The 19,188-nt window shown below is 63.8% G+C and carries 19 protein-coding genes; 9 read left to right on the top strand and 10 right to left on the bottom strand.

Annotation, left to right across the window (positions count from 1 at the left end):
- Window positions 1-138: 138 nt before the first annotated feature.
- A complete protein-coding gene (locus EB231_RS25120; RefSeq protein WP_172351181.1) occupies window positions 139-1,632 on the top strand; it encodes a LysM peptidoglycan-binding domain-containing protein in 1,494 nt (497 codons plus the stop codon).
- 13 nt (window positions 1,633-1,645) lie between these two features.
- Here the strand turns inward: EB231_RS25120 and EB231_RS25115 are convergent, their stop codons facing one another.
- A complete protein-coding gene (locus tag EB231_RS25115) occupies window positions 1,646-2,443 on the bottom strand; it encodes an NAD(P)H-dependent oxidoreductase (RefSeq protein WP_172351180.1) in 798 nt (265 codons plus the stop codon).
- A gap of 94 nt (window positions 2,444-2,537) precedes the next feature.
- On the opposite strand from EB231_RS25115, the gene EB231_RS25110 reads away from it, so the two are divergent.
- From EB231_RS25110 to EB231_RS25095, 4 genes are all read left to right on the top strand, one after another.
- On the top strand, window positions 2,538-3,470 hold the full coding sequence (locus tag EB231_RS25110; RefSeq protein WP_172351179.1) for a LysR family transcriptional regulator: 933 nt from the start codon (window positions 2,538-2,540) through the stop codon (window positions 3,468-3,470).
- 66 nt (window positions 3,471-3,536) lie between these two features.
- Window positions 3,537-3,884, top strand: a complete 348-nt coding sequence (locus EB231_RS25105; protein WP_172351178.1) for an ArsR/SmtB family transcription factor — start codon at window positions 3,537-3,539, stop codon at window positions 3,882-3,884.
- A gap of 26 nt (window positions 3,885-3,910) precedes the next feature.
- A complete protein-coding gene (locus EB231_RS25100; protein ID WP_172351177.1) occupies window positions 3,911-5,794 on the top strand; it encodes an ABCB family ABC transporter ATP-binding protein/permease in 1,884 nt (627 codons plus the stop codon).
- Window positions 5,795-5,926: 132 nt separating this feature from the next.
- Window positions 5,927-6,274: an antibiotic biosynthesis monooxygenase gene (locus EB231_RS25095; RefSeq protein ID WP_172351176.1), complete on the top strand. Its 348-nt coding sequence runs from the start codon at window positions 5,927-5,929 to the stop codon at window positions 6,272-6,274.
- On the opposite strand, the gene EB231_RS25090 is transcribed toward EB231_RS25095, so the two are convergent.
- The gene (locus tag EB231_RS25090) at window positions 6,271-7,137 is read right to left on the bottom strand and encodes an SMP-30/gluconolactonase/LRE family protein (RefSeq protein WP_172351175.1); all 867 of its coding nucleotides are present in this window, start codon (window positions 7,135-7,137) and stop codon (window positions 6,271-6,273) included. The genes EB231_RS25095 and EB231_RS25090 overlap by 4 nt on opposite strands.
- A gap of 439 nt (window positions 7,138-7,576) precedes the next feature.
- Here EB231_RS25090 and EB231_RS25085 point away from each other — a divergent pair, with 439 nt between their 5' ends.
- The gene (locus EB231_RS25085; RefSeq protein ID WP_056563311.1) at window positions 7,577-8,275 is read left to right on the top strand and encodes a phosphatidylserine decarboxylase; all 699 of its coding nucleotides are present in this window, start codon (window positions 7,577-7,579) and stop codon (window positions 8,273-8,275) included.
- Between the two features lie 3 nt (window positions 8,276-8,278).
- The gene (locus EB231_RS25080; RefSeq protein ID WP_172351174.1) at window positions 8,279-9,097 is read left to right on the top strand and encodes a CDP-alcohol phosphatidyltransferase family protein; all 819 of its coding nucleotides are present in this window, start codon (window positions 8,279-8,281) and stop codon (window positions 9,095-9,097) included.
- Between the two features lie 27 nt (window positions 9,098-9,124).
- Here the strand turns inward: EB231_RS25080 and EB231_RS25075 are convergent, their stop codons facing one another.
- The gene (locus EB231_RS25075; RefSeq protein WP_172351173.1) at window positions 9,125-11,347 is read right to left on the bottom strand and encodes an AMP-binding protein; all 2,223 of its coding nucleotides are present in this window, start codon (window positions 11,345-11,347) and stop codon (window positions 9,125-9,127) included.
- A 135-nt stretch (window positions 11,348-11,482) separates the two neighbouring features.
- Complete coding sequence (locus EB231_RS25070) at window positions 11,483-11,890, bottom strand: tautomerase family protein (protein ID WP_172351172.1); 408 nt, start codon at window positions 11,888-11,890, stop codon at window positions 11,483-11,485.
- Between the two features lie 111 nt (window positions 11,891-12,001).
- On the opposite strand from EB231_RS25070, the gene EB231_RS25065 reads away from it, so the two are divergent.
- Window positions 12,002-12,865 (top strand): LysR substrate-binding domain-containing protein, encoded by an 864-nt coding sequence (locus tag EB231_RS25065; RefSeq protein WP_172351171.1) that lies wholly within the window; start codon window positions 12,002-12,004, stop codon window positions 12,863-12,865.
- A gap of 196 nt (window positions 12,866-13,061) precedes the next feature.
- Here the strand turns inward: EB231_RS25065 and EB231_RS25060 are convergent, their stop codons facing one another.
- Both EB231_RS25060 and EB231_RS25055 read right to left on the bottom strand, forming a co-directional pair.
- The gene (locus tag EB231_RS25060) at window positions 13,062-13,970 is read right to left on the bottom strand and encodes a DMT family transporter (protein ID WP_172351170.1); all 909 of its coding nucleotides are present in this window, start codon (window positions 13,968-13,970) and stop codon (window positions 13,062-13,064) included.
- Between the two features lie 54 nt (window positions 13,971-14,024).
- Window positions 14,025-14,912: a DMT family transporter gene (locus tag EB231_RS25055; protein WP_172351169.1), complete on the bottom strand. Its 888-nt coding sequence runs from the start codon at window positions 14,910-14,912 to the stop codon at window positions 14,025-14,027.
- A 231-nt stretch (window positions 14,913-15,143) separates the two neighbouring features.
- On the opposite strand from EB231_RS25055, the gene EB231_RS25050 reads away from it, so the two are divergent.
- Window positions 15,144-15,650: an OsmC family protein gene (locus tag EB231_RS25050; protein ID WP_172351168.1), complete on the top strand. Its 507-nt coding sequence runs from the start codon at window positions 15,144-15,146 to the stop codon at window positions 15,648-15,650.
- A gap of 163 nt (window positions 15,651-15,813) precedes the next feature.
- Here the strand turns inward: EB231_RS25050 and EB231_RS25045 are convergent, their stop codons facing one another.
- From EB231_RS25045 to purF, 4 genes are all read right to left on the bottom strand, one after another.
- On the bottom strand, window positions 15,814-16,032 hold the full coding sequence (locus EB231_RS25045) for a hypothetical protein (protein WP_027045347.1): 219 nt from the start codon (window positions 16,030-16,032) through the stop codon (window positions 15,814-15,816).
- A gap of 169 nt (window positions 16,033-16,201) precedes the next feature.
- Window positions 16,202-16,843, bottom strand: coding sequence for a hypothetical protein (locus EB231_RS25040; RefSeq protein ID WP_172351167.1), 642 nt, complete (start codon window positions 16,841-16,843; stop codon window positions 16,202-16,204).
- A gap of 93 nt (window positions 16,844-16,936) precedes the next feature.
- Window positions 16,937-17,677, bottom strand: a complete 741-nt coding sequence (locus EB231_RS25035; protein ID WP_172351166.1) for an SDR family NAD(P)-dependent oxidoreductase — start codon at window positions 17,675-17,677, stop codon at window positions 16,937-16,939.
- 24 nt (window positions 17,678-17,701) lie between these two features.
- Window positions 17,702-19,171, bottom strand: a complete 1,470-nt coding sequence (gene purF, locus EB231_RS25030) for an amidophosphoribosyltransferase (RefSeq protein ID WP_172351165.1) — start codon at window positions 19,169-19,171, stop codon at window positions 17,702-17,704.
- Between the last annotated feature and the right edge of the window lie 17 nt (window positions 19,172-19,188).

Genomic DNA, 19,188 nt, shown 5'->3' with positions numbered 1-19,188 from the left:
TGATTGGTGATTGGGTCTGAAAGCTTGGTCAAGCCCCAAGGGTTGACAAGCCCGGGCTTTTTGTTGCTGGCCCGTTTTTCTTGTCGACTTTGGGAAAACACGCTAGACCGGCATTAGGTGGCTAAGGGGTAGGGAAATATGGCGATTAATCCATTGAAGGCGTTCCTGTTCGCGGCGGGTGGGACCGTCGCGGCCGCGGGAACCGCCTATGTATCGGGCGCACTCGACCCGTATCTTCATCCAGCCGCCCCGGCGCAGGTCGTGGCCTTGACGCCGCCCGAGGCGCCGAAACCGGCTGATCCCGGCACGGAAGGACGACTGCCTGCGCCGGCGGTGCCGGCTGCTCCCGCGGCGGCGCCACAGACAGCGGCCCCGGCCGCGCCTGCAACAGAGGCCATGCCCCCGGCCGCGCCCGCTGCCGATCCGGCGGCGCCCGTCGCGCCGGTAGCGGCCGGTCCGATTGCGCCGACTTTCGATGTCGTGCGCGTCGAGAGCAATGGTTCGATCGTCGTTGCCGGCAATGCGGCACCCAATTCAAAGGTCGAGATCCTGAACGGCACGACCGTGATCGGCTCGACCTTGGCGGGTCCGGATGGCGCTTTTGTCATCGTGCTCGACGATCCGCTGAAGCCCGGCGACTATACGATTGCCCTGCGATCGACGGTCGGCACGGTTGTGACTGCCTCGGCGCAGACCGCCGTGGTCTCGGTTCCGGCCAACGCGGCCGGCCAGGTGCTGGCCATGGTCGAGGAGCCAGGCAAGCCGGCCGAACTGCTGACAGTTCCGGCACCCGAGACCAAACCAGCCGCGCCCGCCGGCGATCAGGCAGCCGCTCCCGCTGCTCCGGCACCAACTGCTCCCGCCGCTGCATCGCCGGCACCAGCCGCACCCGCGCCAGCCGTCGCGGAGGCAACACCGCCCGCCGCGGCCGTGGGCGAACCCAAGATCGTCGTCGAGGCGGTGGAGATAGACGGCAACAAGATCTTTGTCGCCGGCCTCGCCGATCCGGGCCGCAAGGTGCGCGCCTATGCCAACGACATCCTGCTCGGTGACGCGCAGACATCGCCGGATGGTCATTTCCTCGTCGAGGCAACGCGCGACATTCCGGTCGGCAGCTATACCATTCATGTCGACGGCCTCGATGCCGATGGCGTGAAGGTTGTGGCTCGCGCCGCCGTGCCGTTCGAGCGCGAGCCGGGCGAAGCGGTCGCTGCCGTGGCGCCCGCCGAAGCCAAGCCAGCGGATGGCAAGCCAGCTGAGACCAAGCCGGCCGCTGCGGATGCTCCTGCCGCTCCGGCTCCAGGTGCGCCCGCCACCGAGGCTCCGGCCGTCGTGGCGGAAGCCACGCCGCCAGGCGATGTGCCGGAGGTCGTATCGCCCAAGCTCGAACATGCCGACGGCGCCGTCGTCATCCGCCGCCACGATACGCTGTGGCGGATTTCGCGGCGCGTCTATGGCCATGGCGTGCGCTATTCCACCATCTACCTCGCCAACCAGGACCAGATCAGGAATCCTGACCGCATCTGGCCCGGACAGGTATTCAAGGTCCCGGGAAAGTCCAAGGAAGGCGAAGCTGCCGACCTCAAGGCGATGGGAGAGCAGGCGACCACGGCTCCGGCAAAGACGCAGTAGAAGCCCACTTCGATCAACTGGGATCGCCCACGCGGTTGGAGTGAAGGGCAAAGCCGGTTGCATGCGGATCGCCCAGCTCAGGGCGGAGATTCATGCTCGGGATGAGATAATCTCCGCCATTTTGCCGACGGTATGGGATGGGCGGCGTCGTCGCCAGTGTCCGCATCCTGTCACGCAGGCGTTCGGCCACGGGTTCGAAGCCTGCCTCTTCGAGACGATCGACCTTGTAGACCACGAACGGCGGAAGTACGTCGTATCCAGGGTAGTACAGGATCCCGTGATTGATCGGGAACAGCAGGTCATCGATGGATCCGTTGATCCCGCGCGGCGTATAGTGCTCCTCCCAGCCTCCGGCGGTCACGATCAACATCGCGCGTTTTCCGACAAGGGTACCCTCGCCGTAACGATCTCCCCAGCGCCGATCGCTATGCTCGCCAACGCCATAGGCGAATCCGTAGGCGAACACACGGTCGACCCAGCCCTTGAGGATCGCCGGCATGGCGAACCACCAAAGCGGGAACTGCAGGATCAAGGTGTCGGCCCACAGGAGCTTCTCGATCTCGGCCTTGACATCTGCGGTCAGCGTGTTGGCCTCGAAACCCTTCTTGGAAGCCGCGACGGGGATGAGCCGTGCATCGGGTTCCAGTGATGGGAAGTCGGCGCGATCGACTTCGGACTTCCAGCCATCGGCGTAAAGGTCCGATACGCGCACCTCATGCCCTTGAGCCTCGAGTTCCTTGACGGCGACGTCGCGAAGGGCGCCGCTCAGCGAGCGTGATTCAGGGTGAGCGAAGACAAGCAGGACTTTCATGGGATCAGATCCAACATTGAGGAAACTGACGGGAAGGTAGCCAATGGCTGTTCAATCCACTATATGCCGGTAATGCATAATATTGTGCCGAATAATGGATAAGTCAGACATTACATTCGAGCGCATGCGCACCTTCATTCGTGTGGCCGAGCGTGGCAGCCTGTCGGCGGTCGCGCGGGAATTTGGTGTCGGGCAGTCGACGATCACACGGCATGTGCGGGAGCTCGAGGAAGCTGTCGGCGTGCCTTTGCTCAGCAGGACGACCCGGCGTGTCACGATGACCGCCGAAGGCAGCCGCTATTATGCCAACAGCGTTCAGATACTGCGTCTTGTAGAACAGGCCACCGATGAGGCCCGAGGCACGCGTGGCGCGCCCGCCGGCACGATCCGGATAAGCTGTACGGCGGCTTTCGGTGTCTTGCATGTCAGCCGGCTGATCTTCGCCTTTCAGGACCGTCACCCCGACATCGGCGTTGACCTCAGCCTCACGGACGAGCGGGTGGATCTGGTCCGCGAGGGCGTCGACATCGCGCTTCGGCTGGGGCCGCTCACGGACAGTTCGTTGAAGCTGCGGGCCCTCGGCCAGTCGCGGCGTCTGCTCGTGGCATCTCCGGATTACCTGGCGGCGCGGGGAAGACCGGCCGTTCCTTCGGATCTTTCTCGGCATGAGGGCATCCGGATGTCGAACGTGGCGGGCAGCGAAACGCTTGCCTTGCAGGGCGCGGGCGGCGAACGCCACACCGTGCCTTTCTCGGGCCGGCTGCGGATCGACCATGGGCTTGCCGCGCGGCAGGCCATGGTCGCTGGTCGAGGCATCGCGCCGGCGCATCGATGGCTTGTGGACGATCTTCTGGCGGCGGGCCTGCTCGATACGATTTTGACGGATTATTCGCTGCCGTCGGTCCCATTGAACATGTTGATCGTCCCGGAGCGCGCGGGCGTCGCAAGGGTCCGCTTGCTGGTCGAGTTCCTGGCTGAACAGATTGCCGTCATTCCAGGGATCGAGAAATCCGTCTCAGGGCATTAGCGCGATCCGATCTGCCCGGAAGAGCAGCTTGCGGCGGTGACATCCATCGTCTATCGCCGATGAACGATGACAGAATCCACCCTTGAACCAGACCGCGCTGGCAGCGCGCTATCCAACCGCATCTGCGACAGTCGCGCTGTCGCGGCGCGATTCGCGGCGCTGTCGCATCCCGCGCGTATCGAGATATTGAAGCACCTCTCGGCCAGCAATTCGTGCTGCTGCCGCGAGGTCGTCGATCGTTTCGATCTGGCGCAGTCGACGGTCTCGCAGCATCTGAAGATACTGGTCGAGGCCGGCCTTGTCCGCTTCGAGCCCGACCGCCGGCGCTCCCGCTATGCCGTCGATCGCGCGGCCCTCGCCGAGACATCGGCATCGCTGAGCGCCCTCGTCAATTCCTGCTGCTCCGGCCGCTGACCCTCTCACCCAAAAGGCAAGAAAAAGTGGTCGAAAAAACCGTCTCCGCCGAAACATCTACCCTGGCGACATTGCGCAATCTCTGGCCCTATATGTGGCCGGCCGACCGCGCCGATCTCAGGGCGCGCGTCACCTGGGCGACGCTGCTGCTGGTCGTTGCCAAGGTGACACTGGTCGCCGGTCCCTATTTCTTCAAATGGGCGACCGATGCGCTGGCTGGTGGGGCCAGAACGCCGCCGCCATTGCCGTCCTTCCTGCTTGCCCCTGTGATGCTGGTTATTGCCTACAATGTCCTGAGGCTCGTCCAACTCGGTTTCAACCAGTTGCGCGATGCGCTGTTTGCACGGGTCGGCCAGCATGCGGTGCGCCAGCTTGCTTTCCGCACCTTCGTCCACATGCACCAGCTGTCGCTGCGCTTCCACCTGGAGCGCCGCACCGGCGGCCTGTCGCGCATCATCGAACGCGGCACCAAGGGCATCGAAACGATCGTGCGCTTCATCATGCTCAACACCGCGCCGACCATCCTTGAATTCGCGCTGACCGCGGGCATATTCGGTTTCACCTATGGCTGGAAATACGTGGCCGTTGTGGCGGCTACCGTCTGCCTCTATGTCTGGTTCACGGTCAAAGCGAGCGATTGGCGCATTTCGATCCGCCGCGACATGAATGACAGCGACACCGACGCCAACACCAAGGCGATCGATTCGCTGCTCAATTTCGAGACGGTCAAATACTTCACCAATGAGCGCATGGAAGCGGAGCGCTTCGACCGCTCGATGGCCCGCTACGAGGTCGCCGCCACCAAGACCTGGACCTCGCTCGGCTGGCTGAACTTCGGCCAGGGTGTCATCTTCGGCATTGGCACGGTGGTCGTCATGTGCATGTCGGCACTGGAGGTGCAGGCTCACACGCAGACCGTCGGCGATTTCGTCTTCATCAATGCCATGCTGGTGCAGCTTTCCGTGCCGCTCAACTTCATCGGCTTCATCTACCGCGAAATCCGGCAGGGCCTCACCGATATCGAGCACATGTTCGACCTGCTCGACGTGCCGCAGGAGATCGTCGACAAGCCGGACGCCAAGCCGCTGGCCGTCGGCGCCGGCAAGGTTGAGTTTCGCGACGTGCATTTTTCCTATGATCCGAACCGCAAGATCCTGAAAGGTGTCTCCTTTGAAGTGCCGGCGGGCAAGACGGTTGCCATTGTCGGGCCGTCGGGCGCCGGGAAGTCGACCATCTCGCGGCTGCTGTTCCGCTTCTACGACGTGCAGGGCGGCCAGGTTCTCATCGACGGCCAGGACGTCAGGGATGTCACCCAGGACAGCTTGCGCGCGGTACTCGGCATGGTGCCGCAGGACACGGTTCTGTTCAACGACACCATCGCCTACAACATCCGCTACGGCCGCGTCGGCGCGAGTGAGGAGGAGGTCCGCAAGGCGGCCGAACTCGCCCAGATCGGGCCATTCATCGAAAAACTACCTGACGGCTACAAGTCGATGGTCGGCGAGCGTGGCCTGAAACTCTCGGGTGGCGAGAAGCAACGCGTGGCGATCGCCCGCACCATCCTGAAAGCGCCGCCGATCTTGATGCTCGACGAAGCGACCTCGGCGCTGGACAGCCACACAGAGCAAGAGATTCAGGCCGCGCTCGATCTGGTCAGCAAGGGCCGCACCACCATTGTCATTGCCCACCGCCTGTCGACGGTGATCTCGGCCGACGAAATCATCGTGCTCAAGGATGGCCAGATCGCCGAACGCGGCACCCATGTCGAACTGATGCGCAAGCACGGCCTCTACGCCTCGATGTGGGACCGCCAGCGCGAGGCGACCGAAGCCGAGGAGCGGCTGCGTCTCGCTCGCGAGGGCGACGAACTCGGCGTCATCGTCCGCCGGCGGACGTCGGAGGTGTCGTAGCTGCGGGCGGCTCTTCTTTCTCTCTCGTAAGGAGAGAAGGAGAAAAAATCCGCTTGACCTCAACTTAAGTTGAGATTGTAGACCGTCGACCGAGAGCCGGAAACCGCATCATCGAGGACGGAAAAAGTGGATATGAGCTTTAAGAATCACCACGTTAACGGCAGCAGCGTGTTCAGGGTCGACAAGTTCGTCGTACCTGCCAATGCCCGCGAGGAAATCCTCGCCAAGGTGAAGATGACGCACGAGCTGCTGCGCCTGCAGGAAGGTTTCGTGCAGGATTTTCTGCTCGAACAATTCTCCGGACCAGGCGAATTCAATCTCGTCACTATCGTCGAATGGGAAAGCCAGGCTGCCGTCGACAATGTGGTTCCGATCGTCAAGGCCGCGCATGAGCGCGTTGCCTTCGACCCGAAGGAGACGATCGCCCGGCTCGGTGTCCGGGCCGACATCGCCAACTATCAACGGGTACCGGGACTCTAGCCAGGCCAGCCGACCCCAGGTGCTGGTGCTTCAATGGCGAGCACCTGGCCGGTGCGGGCGTCGCTGACCATGTGCTCGAAGCCGCGCCATTCGGCGGCGGCGATGAACAATGTCCTTCGGTCCGCACCGCCCAGCATGCAGGCAAAGCAGCCGCGATCGGCGGCGACGGTCTGCAGCACCTCGCCGCCCTCGCGCACCCGCACGCAGTGCTTGTTGGGAACATCCGCGTACCAGACCGCGTCTTCGGCATCGAGGCAGATGCCATCCGGATAGCCGTTGAGATCGGCCCAGACGCGCCGGTTGGACAGGATGCCGTCGGCGGCGATGTCGAAAGCGGTCAGCCGTTTGCCATGGGATTCGGCAAGGATCAGTGTCTTGTTGTCCGGTGTCACCGCCATGCCGTTGGCAAAGGCGATATTGTCTGCAACTTGCCGGGTCGCGCCGTCCGGTGTGTTCAGAGCGATGGTGCCCGGACCGAAATGCTCACCGGGCGCCGGCGCCGGCCCGCCGCCATTGACATAGGCATTGCCGCGCCCATCGACGACGATCTCGTTCCACGGACTTTTCGACAAGCCGCGCAGATCGGCATGGGTGACGAGCCCGCCATCGGCTTCCTGCCGCAACAGCAAACCCTCGCGACCTGAGACAATGAGCAGGCGTCCATCCGGCAACCAGTCGATGGAATAGGGCAAGTCCGCCTGCACGGTGAGCATGACTTCGCGGTTGCCATCGGCATCAACCGCTATGATCTCGCCGGTGCCCCAGTTGCAGACCCACAGCCGCCCGTCATGCCAGCGCGGCGACTCGCCGAAGGCCAGGCCTTCCGTGATGAGACGAGCTTTGGTGCCGGACGATGTCTGCATGATCGAGAGTCTCCGTTGCGTGCGTCATCGGCCCTTTGCGGGTGCGATGGCGCGTTTTCTCACCAAGGACGAACGAGAGGGCTGTTCGCCGACAGTGAGTTGCTGCTTTTCGCTCAGGACGAATGCCCCATCGGCATGGCCATTGCGCTGCATGAAGGTGGCTCCAAACCACCGTCCTTGCCAGCGGTCGCGCGGCGCAGGAGAACTACGCGGATCGTGAATCCTCGGCTTTTCATGAGATCTGCTCCGTGCAGGCCGGAATCTTGACGGCTATGGCATGGGTGCACAAGCCGACCGCGACTTCCAGAAATGCGGAGCGCCTGGCGTTCCGACGCCGGGTGGGTGTGCCCGTTCGCCCCGCGCCGCGGATTGTCGCGTTGCGGGCAGGGGGTGTTTCGGCTATTGAGGCCGAACCTGAAACAGGGACCGCCCCCATCCCATGAGCCTTGTCGACACGGTCAAGAACGCGTTCGTACCGATCCATCGCGAGGGCTACCCCTTCATTGCCGCCTTTGGCGCGGCGACGCTCTTCCTCGGCTATTTCTCCTCCATCCTGTTCTGGATCGGCCTGATCCTGACCGCCTGGTGCGTCTATTTCTTCCGCGATCCCGAGCGCGTCACCCCGGTGGACGATCGGCTGGTGGTGAGCCCGGCCGATGGCATCATCTCGGCGGTTGGTCCGGCCCTGCCGCCGCGTGAACTCGGCCTCGGCAATGTCGAAATGACCCGCATTTCGGTGTTCATGAACGTCTTTTCCTGCCATGTGAACCGCTCGCCCGTGCGCGGCCGCATCGCCAAGATCGAACATCGGCCGGGAAAATTCCTCAACGCCGAACTCGACAAGGCCAGCACCGAGAACGAACGCAACGGCCTGGTCATCGAGAGCCCCAACGGCACGGTGGCTGCCGTCCAGATCGCCGGCCTGGTGGCGCGCCGCATCGTCTGCTGGGCCGAGGCCGGCGGCTCGATCGGCACAGGCGAGCGGTTCGGCCTGATCCGCTTCGGCTCGCGCGTCGACGTGTTCCTGCCCCTGACCGCGACGCCTCGTGTTGCCGTTGGCCAGACGGCGGTCGGCGGTGAAACCGTGCTTGCCGAATTCGGTGGTGTCGTCGGCACTCCCCTTGTGCGGATTTCCTGAGCCTTGGGCGCGCCGTTCAAAAAGTTCGAGGCACATGCCAGCGGCGGTCCGCGCATCCGCGAGATACCGATGCGCATGGTGCTGCCCAACCTCGTCACCGTGCTTGCCATCTGCGCCGGACTGTCCGGCATCCGCTTCGGCTTTGAAGGCCGCTTCGAACCCGCGGTGGTGATGGTGCTGCTGGCCGCCTTTCTCGACGGCATCGATGGCCGCCTGGCGCGGATGCTGAAGGCAACCTCCAAATTCGGCGCGCAGATGGATTCGCTGGCCGACATCGTCAATTTCGGCGTGGCACCTGCTCTGGTGCTCTATGCCTTCCTGCTCGACCGCGCCGGCTCGCCGGGCTGGATCGCGGCACTCCTGTTCGCCATTGCCTGCGGGCTGCGGCTCGCCCGCTTCAACGTGCTCGACGATGACAAGGCCGAACGCCCCTTGTGGCAGACCGAATATTTCGTCGGTGTGCCGGCGCCGGCAGGCGCGGTGCTGGTGATGCTGCCGCTCTATCTCTATTTCCTGCGGCTCGGGGTGGAGCCCAGCCGCCCGGCGGCCTTCGTCGCCACCGGCTTCACCATCCTGGTCGCCTTTCTTCTGGTCAGCCGGCTGCCGGTCTATTCCGGCAAGAGCATCAAGATCCCGGGCGACAGGGTGCTGCCGGTCATCCTGGCCGTCGTGCTCTACGTCCTCTTGCTGATGACCTATCCCTGGTACACGCTGACGGCATCGGTCGCGGGCTATCTGATCTTCCTGCCGTTTTCCGTGCGCGCTTACTCCAAGCGCGCCTCGCTCGAGGGCGAGAAAGTACCGCCTTCGGACATAGGTTAAAAGGTCCGCAGAAGTCCTTGATCTGACTCAGGCCGCGACGCCGAGCCCCAGCCTATCGATCGCCAGCTTCCTGGTGGAGACATAGTCGGTCTTGCCGGAACCGAGCACCGGAATTTCCTCCACCTTGACGATGTCGTTCGGCACCATCAGTTCGGCTGCCCCGGCCTTTTTGCCAAACTGGCGCAGTTCTTCGGGATTGGCATCGTCGGCCGTGGTGACCAGCACGATGCGCTCGCCGCGCCTCTTGTCCGGCACCGCAACCGCCGCGTGGCGCTCTTCGGGCCATAGCGACTGCACCAGCATCTCGACCGCGCCCAGCGACACCATCTCGCCGGCGATCTTGGCGAAGCGCTTGGCGCGACCGCGAATGCTGATGAAGCCTTCGCGGTCCACGGCGACGATATCGCCGGTATCGTGCCAGCCGGTCAGAGTCTGCAACTCACCGGGACGGTCCGCTGTCATGTAGCCCATCATGAGATTGGGTCCGTCGAGCCACAACTGACCGGCGTCCGTAATGCCCTCGACCGGTTCCAGCCTCATGCGCATGGCCGGTAAGAGCCGCCCGACAGTACCGTCACGGCCATGGATCGCGGTGTTGACGGCAACCACGGGTGCTGCCTCGGTCAACCCGAAGCCCTCGATGATTTCGGCCTGGAAGCGCTCGCGGTAGACGCGGCGGGTTTCCGGCTTCACCGCCTCGGCGCCGGCGACGACGAAGCGCAGGCTGGAGAAGTCGCCGTCCTTGGCGGTGCGCGCATAGTTGGCGAGGAATGTGTCGGTGCCGAACATGATCGTTGGCTTCACCTTGCGCGCGATCTCGGGGATGATCTTGTAGTGCAGCGGCGAGGGGTAGAGGAACAGTTTTACCCCGGTAACCAGTGGCAATATGGTGCCGCCCGTCAGGCCGAAGGAGTGGAACACCGGCAGTACGTTGAGCAGGATATCGGCCGGCGAAATGGTGATGCGCGCTTCGGCCTGCATGGCGTTGGCGAGCAGGTTCTTTTGCGACAGAACGACCGCTTTCGGCGTGCCTTCAGAACCCGAGGTGAACAGGATCACGCCCGGCTTGGCCGCGTCCTGCCGCTGCAGCGGCCAGCGCCACAGCAAGGCGGCGGCAAGCTTGTCCAGCGGGGTGACGCTGGTGCGAATATCTTCCAGCCACAGCAGCCTGGCGCCACCCTTTTCGGCCGCCGCCACGATATCGGCGAGATCGGCCTTGTCGACGAAGGCGCGCGACGAAATGACGGTGCGGATGACGGCCGTGCGCACGGCCGCCGTGACGCTCGCCGGCCCGGCCGTGTAGTTGATCATAGCCGCGACTCGTCCGCCCGAGAGAAGGCCGACCAGCGACAGCACGACGCCATTGGCGTTGGGCAGCATTATCCCCACTGCCTCGCCCGGTGCCGTTACCGCCTCGAAGCGCCTGCCCAGCACGCGCGCGCCGATGAACATCTCGCGATAGGTCAGCGCGCCCGAAATGACATCCTCGATGATCGGATGCGAGGCGCCGACTCTGAATGCCGCATCGCGCATGGCCAGGAACAGGCCGCGATCGAGGTCGGTGCCAAAAAGCCGGGCCTCGGCGACGCGGTCGAACAGCGCATTGGTGTTCGAGGCCTGGTCCGGGCTGCGCGCCACAAGTTCGGCGATGGTCATCGGCTCCAGCACGCTGATCGACAGCCGCGGAAACCAGTGCCGCGGCGCCTTGTCCGCAGGCGTCAGCGACACAGGCAGGATGCGCGCGCCGGCGACGAAGATCGGGACGATGCGGGCGTCGGCCTGCATGGCGATGCGGGTGACGGCGCGAAACAGGCGAAACGTCTTGACGTCGGGCTCGACCGCATCCGGCAGATAGACGGCGAGCCGGCCCTTGCCCTTCAGCACACGCACCAGGCGGCGGCTGACGAAGACGTGTTCCGCATTGAAGGCAATGGTGCGGCCAAGTTCGCGCCAGGGTTCGAGCCAGGGCGAGCGTGCCGAGACCTCGTCGAGTATATGCAGCGTGTCGTCGGGCAGCAGCGACAGCATCAGCGCCGGTTCGAAGCGCGACTGGTGCGAGATCACGTAGATGACCGGTACCTGCGCCTTGCGGGCGATCCTGACGCGGTTGTCGCTGATCCGGTAGGCGAGCTTGAACGGCACATAGAGCAGCGCCTGGGTGAAGCGCAGGCCGAGGCGGAATTTTTCCACCACGCCGATCAGCAGCCAGGCTGCAACAAGACCCGCAAGCAGCGCCAGTGTCAGGATCATGCCGCGTCTCTCCCAACAAGTTTTGTCATAGCGGCTCTTCCGCGGCCGCTTCGGGGGCAGAAGGTAGCGGAAGTGGGCCTGAGGTCAATGTGGAAGAGGGGGCCTTCTCCCTCTGGAGGGAGAAGGCCAAGGCCGTCATGCCGCCTTCAACCGCCCGCTGATGAATCGGAACTCCTGGGTCTTGCCGCCATAGCCATAGGCGGCGGCAGGTACTTCATGCACGAAGGCATAGCTTTCCTCGTGCACGCCGCCCAGCAGACGGTCGAAGGCATCGAAGAGAGCCTTGAGATAGGCTTCCAGCTCGAGCTTGGTGTTGGTGCCGTCGACCACCTTGATATCCAGCCAGAACGTGTTGGAGCCATGCTCGGCTAGCGATTTGCCGCCGGCGAACCAATGTTGCGGATCGAAATAGGATACGGCAACGGCTGTGATGGTCGGATCCTTGCGCAACTGCCTGGCGGTGATCTCGGTTATTTCCCCGGCAATCCTGGCCGACAAAGAGGCGTCTGGCTTGCCGGTGAGGCTGATGTTGATGATGGGCATTTTTCTTCTCCTGGCTCAGCGGCGTCTGATCGCCGTTGGAGAGACCATGTCACCATCTTTGAATCAAAAAAATCGAATTGTTTTCAACTAAAGATTCGATATTATCGAATTATGGAAGCTCTGGAACCCGACCTGCTCAAAACCTTCCTCGCTTTCGTCGACAGCGGCTCGCTGGCGCGGGCGGCGTCGAGTGTCGGCCGCTCGCCCTCGGCCGTGACGGCCCAGATGCAGCGGCTCGAGGAGATCGTCGGCGAGCCGCTTCTGGCGCCACAGGGGAGGGGTCGTGGGCTGACGCCGGCCGGCGAGGATCTCGTCGGTCATGCCAGGCGCATTCTGGCCGTTCATCGCGAGGCCTGGCTGGCGTTGAAGGGGGCGCGGGCTGCCGGGCGTGTCGCCATCGGGACGACGCAGGATTTCGCCGACAGCGGCCTGCCGGATCTGCTGCGTGCCTTCGCTGCCAGCCATCCCCGCGTCAGGATCGAATTGCGCGTTGGCCGCTCGGCCGAACTGGCGCAGGCCCTGCAGGCCGGCAGCCTGGATATTGCGATCGTCATGCGCCAGACGGCGGCTCCGGACGAGGTCGGTGTACTGCGCGAACCGATGATATGGCTGTGTTCACGCAAAGGGCTGGCCTCGCGGCAGGAAGAACTGCCGCTGGCGCTGCTCGATCCCTATTGCGGTTTTCGCGAGGCCGCACTCGCGGCACTCGATGCCGCCGGCCGCAATTATCGGATCGCCGCCGGAAGTGCCAGCCTGGCTGGGTTGCGCACGGCCGTGAATGCCGGCGTCGCATTGACGCTGCGCACCGCGCGCTTTGCTCATTCCGGCATCGTCGAGGCGCCGCGCGAGCTTGGCTTGCCGCAGGTTCCGATGGCGGAATTCGCGATCCGGTTGCGCGCCGGGGCCGATACTCCGGCGGGCGATCTGGCGACACTGCTCGGCGGCAATCTGGCTCTGGCCGGATCGCTTGGTTGATTCGGGAGAGCTCGGATATCGTCGACAAGGTATGGAAAAAGCCGACCTTGCGGTGGGGCCTGTTTAGCCAAGAAAAAGCCGACCTTACGGTCGGCTTGGAGTAGGACGGGCCGAGGGGTTTGGGGGGACTTGGGGGGTGACCCGTCGCATCAATAATGTCTGAGTCCGATGATGGTTCCGTGACTGTGTCACTTTTTTAAGAAATATTTGACGCCGTGCGTTGGGAGCGGGCCGACAGCCAGTCCCGGCCGGCATGGGCGAAGACCGCGCAGAGCACGATGGCGCCGCCGATCATGCTGGCTTCTGGCGCGATCTCGCCAAGAAACAGGAAGGCAAACAGGATCGCGAACGGCACCTCGGCCGAGCCGAGCAGCCCGGATTCGGCCGCAGGGATAAGCCGCGCCCCCTCCGTCCAAAGGATCGACGACAGCGCGAAGGACGCACCGAAAGTGACGAGGAGCGCGACATCCCTGGATGAAACCGCCAGCGGGTCGGTGACAAACCAGCCGAGTACGAACAGCAGAAATGCCGACACCGCACCGGCCCAGACCACCGGCGTGTCGCGGAAGGCACGCACCATGATCATGTAAAGACCGCTGCCTAGGGTCATCAGCAGCGCCAGCCCGTCGCCGAAGAGGTGGCCGGTGCCGAAACCGGACCAAACCATGATCGCCACACCGCAAAGCGAGACGGCGGCGGCGACCATCGTCTGCATGCGGAAAGGTTCGCGAGTCAGAATCCAGGCCAGAACCGCGGTCATGAAAGGTGCGGTGGCATAGATGACCGCGACATTGGCGACGTATGTGAATTTGAACGCCGAAATGAAGGCAATGCTCGCCAGTGCCCCTTCCACCGCCAGCAGCCAGCCGCGCCAGCCAAGCCGCAGGCTCTCGCGCCCGCCGGAGCGGCGTCGTCGCCACAACACATAGAGCGTGATCAGGATCGAGCCGACAAAGCCACGCCAGCAGATGATGGTCAGCGGGTCGGCATGGATCGATTTTGTCAACACGCCCGTCAGGGCAAAGACAGCCGCCGAGCACGACACCAGGATAATACCCAATGTGCGCTCGGCGACCGTATCAGCGGTGGCTGTCACGTCAGTCATGCCGATAGCCTACGCCGTCCGGTCCTGACATCGTACTGTCACCACTGATGAACATCACAGCCGCTTGCGGAAATGTTCGCCGCCGACGATCAGCAGCCCGGCGGCGACGATCAGCGCGGCGCCGAGAAACACTTCGCGGCGCGGCACGTCGCCCCAGATCGCAAAGCCGAGCGCGAACGCCCACAGCAGCGAACTGTATTCGAGAGGCGCGAGGATCGATGCCGGCGTGCGCTTCATGCCTTCGAAGAGGAGATATTGCGCCAGGCCGCCGAGCGCGCCGACACTGGCGAGAAGCAGCAACTCGGTCAGCTCAGGCGTATGCCACCGCAAAAGCGCCGGTACCGCCGAAAACACCAGGAAATAGAAATTGTTGAGGAGGAGCTGGATCATCGAGCGCTCGGCAAGCGCGGTCTTGCGCAGGAGCACGATGGCGATGGCCCACAAAAGTGCGGCCGCCAACACCAGCAGCACCGGCACCGACAGGCCGAGATGGGTGGGATCGCAAGCGACGAAGACACCGACAAAACCAATCAAGACCGCCAGCCAGCGCAGAACAGGCACTTTTTCGCCGAGCAGGAACACCGAAAGCACGGTGACGATGATCGGCGCCGCGTAATAGACGGTGGTCAGTTCGGCAAGCTGCAAGCTGCGCGCGGCGTTGTAGTAGCATAGCCAGGCGGCGAGCGTGAAGGCGCTGCGCACCAGCATTGGCCGCACGATCGGCGAGCGTAGCGTGTCGGCGAACAGCTGCCGCCCACCCATCGCGGCGCAGGCACTCAGAATGGTGATGCTGCGGAAGAACATGATCTGCCACACCGTCATTCCGGTCACCAGCAGCTTGATCGAGGCGTCCTGCGTCGAAAACAAGAGATAGGCGGCACCGGTCAGCAGGATTCCGGCGAGAACCCTTTCGCGTGTTTCGAGAATGGCGACATCGGCCATAGGCGCGGACCAGTGTTACAGGAAGCGACAGATATTTCGTGGATCAACGTGATGGCCGGGAAGTCGGGCCTTCTTGCCAAGCTATACGGTCGAAAGTTGGCACAGCGCTACGCCAGCCCTGAGCTTGCGTTGGGGCAGGACCTGGCGGTCTTGCTTCCGGGACGCGATCGGCACTTATATCTGCCAAAGCCACGCTGCTCGCTGGCCGCAAAAGCGAAAGAGGCAACGCAAATGGATGCAACCGAACTGAAGGCCATGCAGGCGCCGCTGAAGCAGGCCTACCGCGACGACGCCTCGCGGGCGCTGATCACGTTGAGAGCGAAGGGTTCGATCGACGACCAGTCGGTGGCCTGCAAGGTCGAGACGGGCAGGGCTATCGCCATCGCCGGCCTGCATCCGGCAACCGGCGGCTCGGGGCTCGAGCTCTGTTCCGGCGACATGCTGCTTGAGGCCTTGGTGGCCTGCGCCGGCGTGACGCTGAAGGCGGTGGCGACAGCGCTCGAGTTCAAGCTCGGCGCCGCCTCGGTGGAGGCCGAAGGCGATCTTGATTTTCGCGGCACGCTGGGTGTCGCCAAGGATGCGCCGGTCGGCTTTCGTGCCATCCGGCTCAATTTCAGTCTCGACACGAATGAACCTCAGGAGCGTATCGACTCACTGCTGAAGCTGACGGAGCGCTACTGCGTGGTGTTCCAGACCATCAACCAGAAGCCGGAGCTGACGGTGAGCGCCCGGCGCTAATGATCTCCCCTCTTGAGGGGGAGATGTCGCCGAAGGCGACAGAGGGGGTCGGAACGTTCTGACGCGACACCCCTTTCGCTGGTAAAGGAGGTCAGCACTCCACGTGCGGCGACCCCCTCTGGCCTGCCGGCCATCTCCCCCTCAAGGGAGGAGAGTGCGTTCATTATTGCGCAGCCGGCTCTTCGGCATCACCCTCGTCGGTGAAGGGCGAGGCGCTCGGTACGCATTGCACGGACCAGCCGGTTGGTGTCGGCTGCTTCTGATACTCGGTGATGGCGGCGGTGCATTGCTCGCGCTTGTCGAAGGTGCTGGGCAGCACCACCATGCCGCCCTGCGGGCCGGCGATTACCAGATACCAGACCAACGCTGCGGTTGTAGCCATGGGGATTTCCTTGTTCTGCCCAGCGGGGCGCTTGTTGTGGGAGTCGGTCCGATCCTAACAACTCCTCGGAAATGACGAAAGCATGACCGCGGGGCAGCCTTTCCCCTTCAGATCACAGCCGCGTGATCAATCGGCAGGCTGCTAACAGGCATATTGCTGCGGGCAGCGCTCAGTCGGTCGCAAAACAATAGAACAAGCCATCGCCGCCAGTGCCTTTCAGCGCTTCCTGGCTGCAGCCGCCACGCGAGGCGTGCGAGGAATTCCACGACTTCGCCGCCGCCGAATCGTCAAGCCCGGTGCGGTCGTGATGCCCCATCATCGCCGCCCCTTCGGCGCCGCTCATCGTCCAGTCGCCGCAAGTCTGGTCGGCGATCCTGGTGCCGTCGGGTTTCGATCCGGTCAGCATATCATGCCGGTTCGGCGTGTCGCCACGGCCGGCGACCACTTCGCCCTTTTCGCTCAGCGCCGTCTGCTTGGTGATGCCGTTGGAGTCGCCATGCAAGGAGGCGACATCATCGGCGATTTTCTCGGCCTTGGCGTTGAACCAGGGCCCCTTGCCGATACGGTCGCGTGCATCCTCGGCGCTGGTCGAGAGATAGGCATGCCAAGTCTTTCCGGTGACGCCGGCGGCCTCGGCCAGCGAAGCGCAATGTGCGTCGGCGCCCTTCAAGCCGCCAAGATCGGCGCCCTTTCCGGAGCCGACACTGGTGACGAAGAAACTCATCTTGGCATCTTGGGAGACGGCCACACCTGCTGTCGCGCCGAGAGCGGTCACAAAGGCGGTGGTGGCAATGAGAAGAAGTCTGCGCATATCGGTCCTCCGGTTTCGAATGTCCTACGTCAGAAGAACGTAGCCGGAGGCCCTTTTAATCCCTTTGGGACCCGTCAAACCGAAGGCGTGAGCTCATTCAGGCTGCCGGTAGGAGACGAAGCGGTTGTGCTTGGCCTGGAAGATCAGCCCGGTCTCTTCCAGCTCGGGGCTGGCCAGCGGCACGATCCGCTTGGCGATCTCCTGGGGATGCGGCAGCGTCTCCGGATCCTCGCCGGGTACGGCCTGGGCCCGCATGGCGGTGCGGGTGGCGCCTGGGTCGGCGGCATTGACGCGCAGCGGCAGGCTCTGCGTCTCATGCGCCCAAGAGCGCATCATGGTCTCGACCGCCGCCTTCGATGCCGCGTAAGGCGCCCAGAAGGCACGCGCCGAATGCGCTGCGTTGGACGACAGGATGATGGCCCGGCCAGCATCCGAGAGCCGCAGCAGCGGGTCGACCGAGCGGATCAGCCGCCAGGTCGAGGTGACGTTGATGGTCATCACCTTCTCGAAGGTCTTCGCCTCGACATGGCCGATCGGCGAGATGACGCCGAGCACGCCGGCATTGGCGACGAGAATGTCGAGCTTGCCCCAGCGCTCATGGATGGCGCCGCCCAGCCGGTCGATGCCGGCCATGTCGGCGAGATCGAGAGGCACCAGCGTCGCCTGGCCACCGGCCGCCTTGATCTGGTCGTCGAGTTCCTCGAGGCCTCCGACGGTGCGCGCAACGGCAATCACATGCGCGCCGGCGGCGGCCAATTCCCTGGCGATGAAATAGCCGATGCCGCGCGAGGCGCCGGTGACGACCGCAACGCGGCCGGTAAGGTCGAGGGTCATTCGAGAATTTCCGTAAGGTCTAGCCTACGCCCCGTTGTTCGCCAGCAGCGACAGTGTGCGCACATTGTCGTGGCCTTCGAAGTCGAGCAGGCGGGTTGGGTACTGGCCGGTGAAGCAGGCGTCGCAGAATTGCGGCTGCTCGTCATTGCGGCTGGCCTCGCCGACGGCACGGTAGAGCCCGTTTATCGAGAGGAAGCCGAGCGAATCGACGCGGATGAATTCGGCCATCTCTTCCACCGACATGCGCGACGCCAGGAGCTTCGACTTCTCCGGCGTATCGACGCCATAGAAACAGGAAGCGCTGGTCGGCGGCGAGGCGATGCGCATGTGCACTTCCTTTGCGCCGGCATCGCGCACCATCTGCACGATCTTCTGGCTGGTGGTGCCGCGCACGATCGAATCGTCGACCAGCACCACGCGCTTGCCTTCGATCATGCGGCGGTTGGCATTGTGCTTCAGCTTGACGCCCATATGGCGGATCGAATCGCCGGGCTGGATGAAGGTACGGCCGACATAGTGGTTGCGGATGATGCCGAGCTCGAAGGGAATGCCTGCCGCCTGGCTGAAGCCGATCGCCGCCGGCGTACCCGAATCCGGCACCGGCACGACGATGTCGGCCTCGACCGGGTTTTCCTGCGCCAATTCGGCGCCGATGCGCTTGCGCACCTCGTAGACGTTGCGACCCTCGACCGACGAATCCGGCCGGGCAAAATAGACATATTCGAAGATGCAGAAGCGGGTCTTCTGCGGCTCGAACGGGAACAGGCTTTCAATGCCCTTGGAGGTGACGACGACCATCTCGCCAGGCTTCAGGTCGCGCACGAAGCGCGCGCCGATAATGTCCAGCGCGCAGGTTTCGGAGGCGAGGATCCAGGCGCCGTCGAGATCGCCCAGCACCAGCGGGCGGATGCCGAGCGGATCGCGGCAGCCGATCATCTTCTTGGCCGTCATCGCCACCAGCGAGAACGCGCCTTCGACCTGACGAACGGCGTCGATGAAACGCGAGTTGAGGTCGCGCTCCTTGCTGGTCGCAACCAGGTGCAAAAGCGTCTCGGTGTCGGAGGTGGAGGAGAAGATCGCGCCCTGCTTCTGCAGCGCGCGCTGCACCGTCATGGCGTTGGTGAGATTGCCGTTGTGGGCGACGGCAAAGCCGCCATCGGCGAGCTCGGCGAAAAAGGGCTGTATGTTGCGCATGCCGGCGCCGCCGGTCGTGGCGTAGCGCGTGTGGCCGATGGCGCGGTTGCCTTGCAGACTGTCGATGACGCGCTGCTTGGTGAAAGTGTCGCCGATCAGGCCGACATGGCGTTCGACATGGAATTGGCTGCCATCATAGGAAACGATGCCGGCCGCTTCCTGGCCGCGATGCTGCAGCGCATGCAGTCCGAGCGTGACGATGGCCGCTGCGTCCTGTCGGCCGAAAATGCCGAACACACCGCATTCGTCATGGAAATGGTCGTCGGCCTCGGCGGAAAGCACGTCGTCTGCGTCTGCCATCTTAAGCTCCGCTAAAA

It is taken from the genome of Mesorhizobium sp. NZP2298, from assembly GCF_013170825.1.
Taxonomy (GTDB): domain Bacteria; phylum Pseudomonadota; class Alphaproteobacteria; order Rhizobiales; family Rhizobiaceae; genus Mesorhizobium.
Note: the sequence above shows the minus strand (reverse complement) of the source record. Positions and strands in the feature narration are given on the sequence as shown.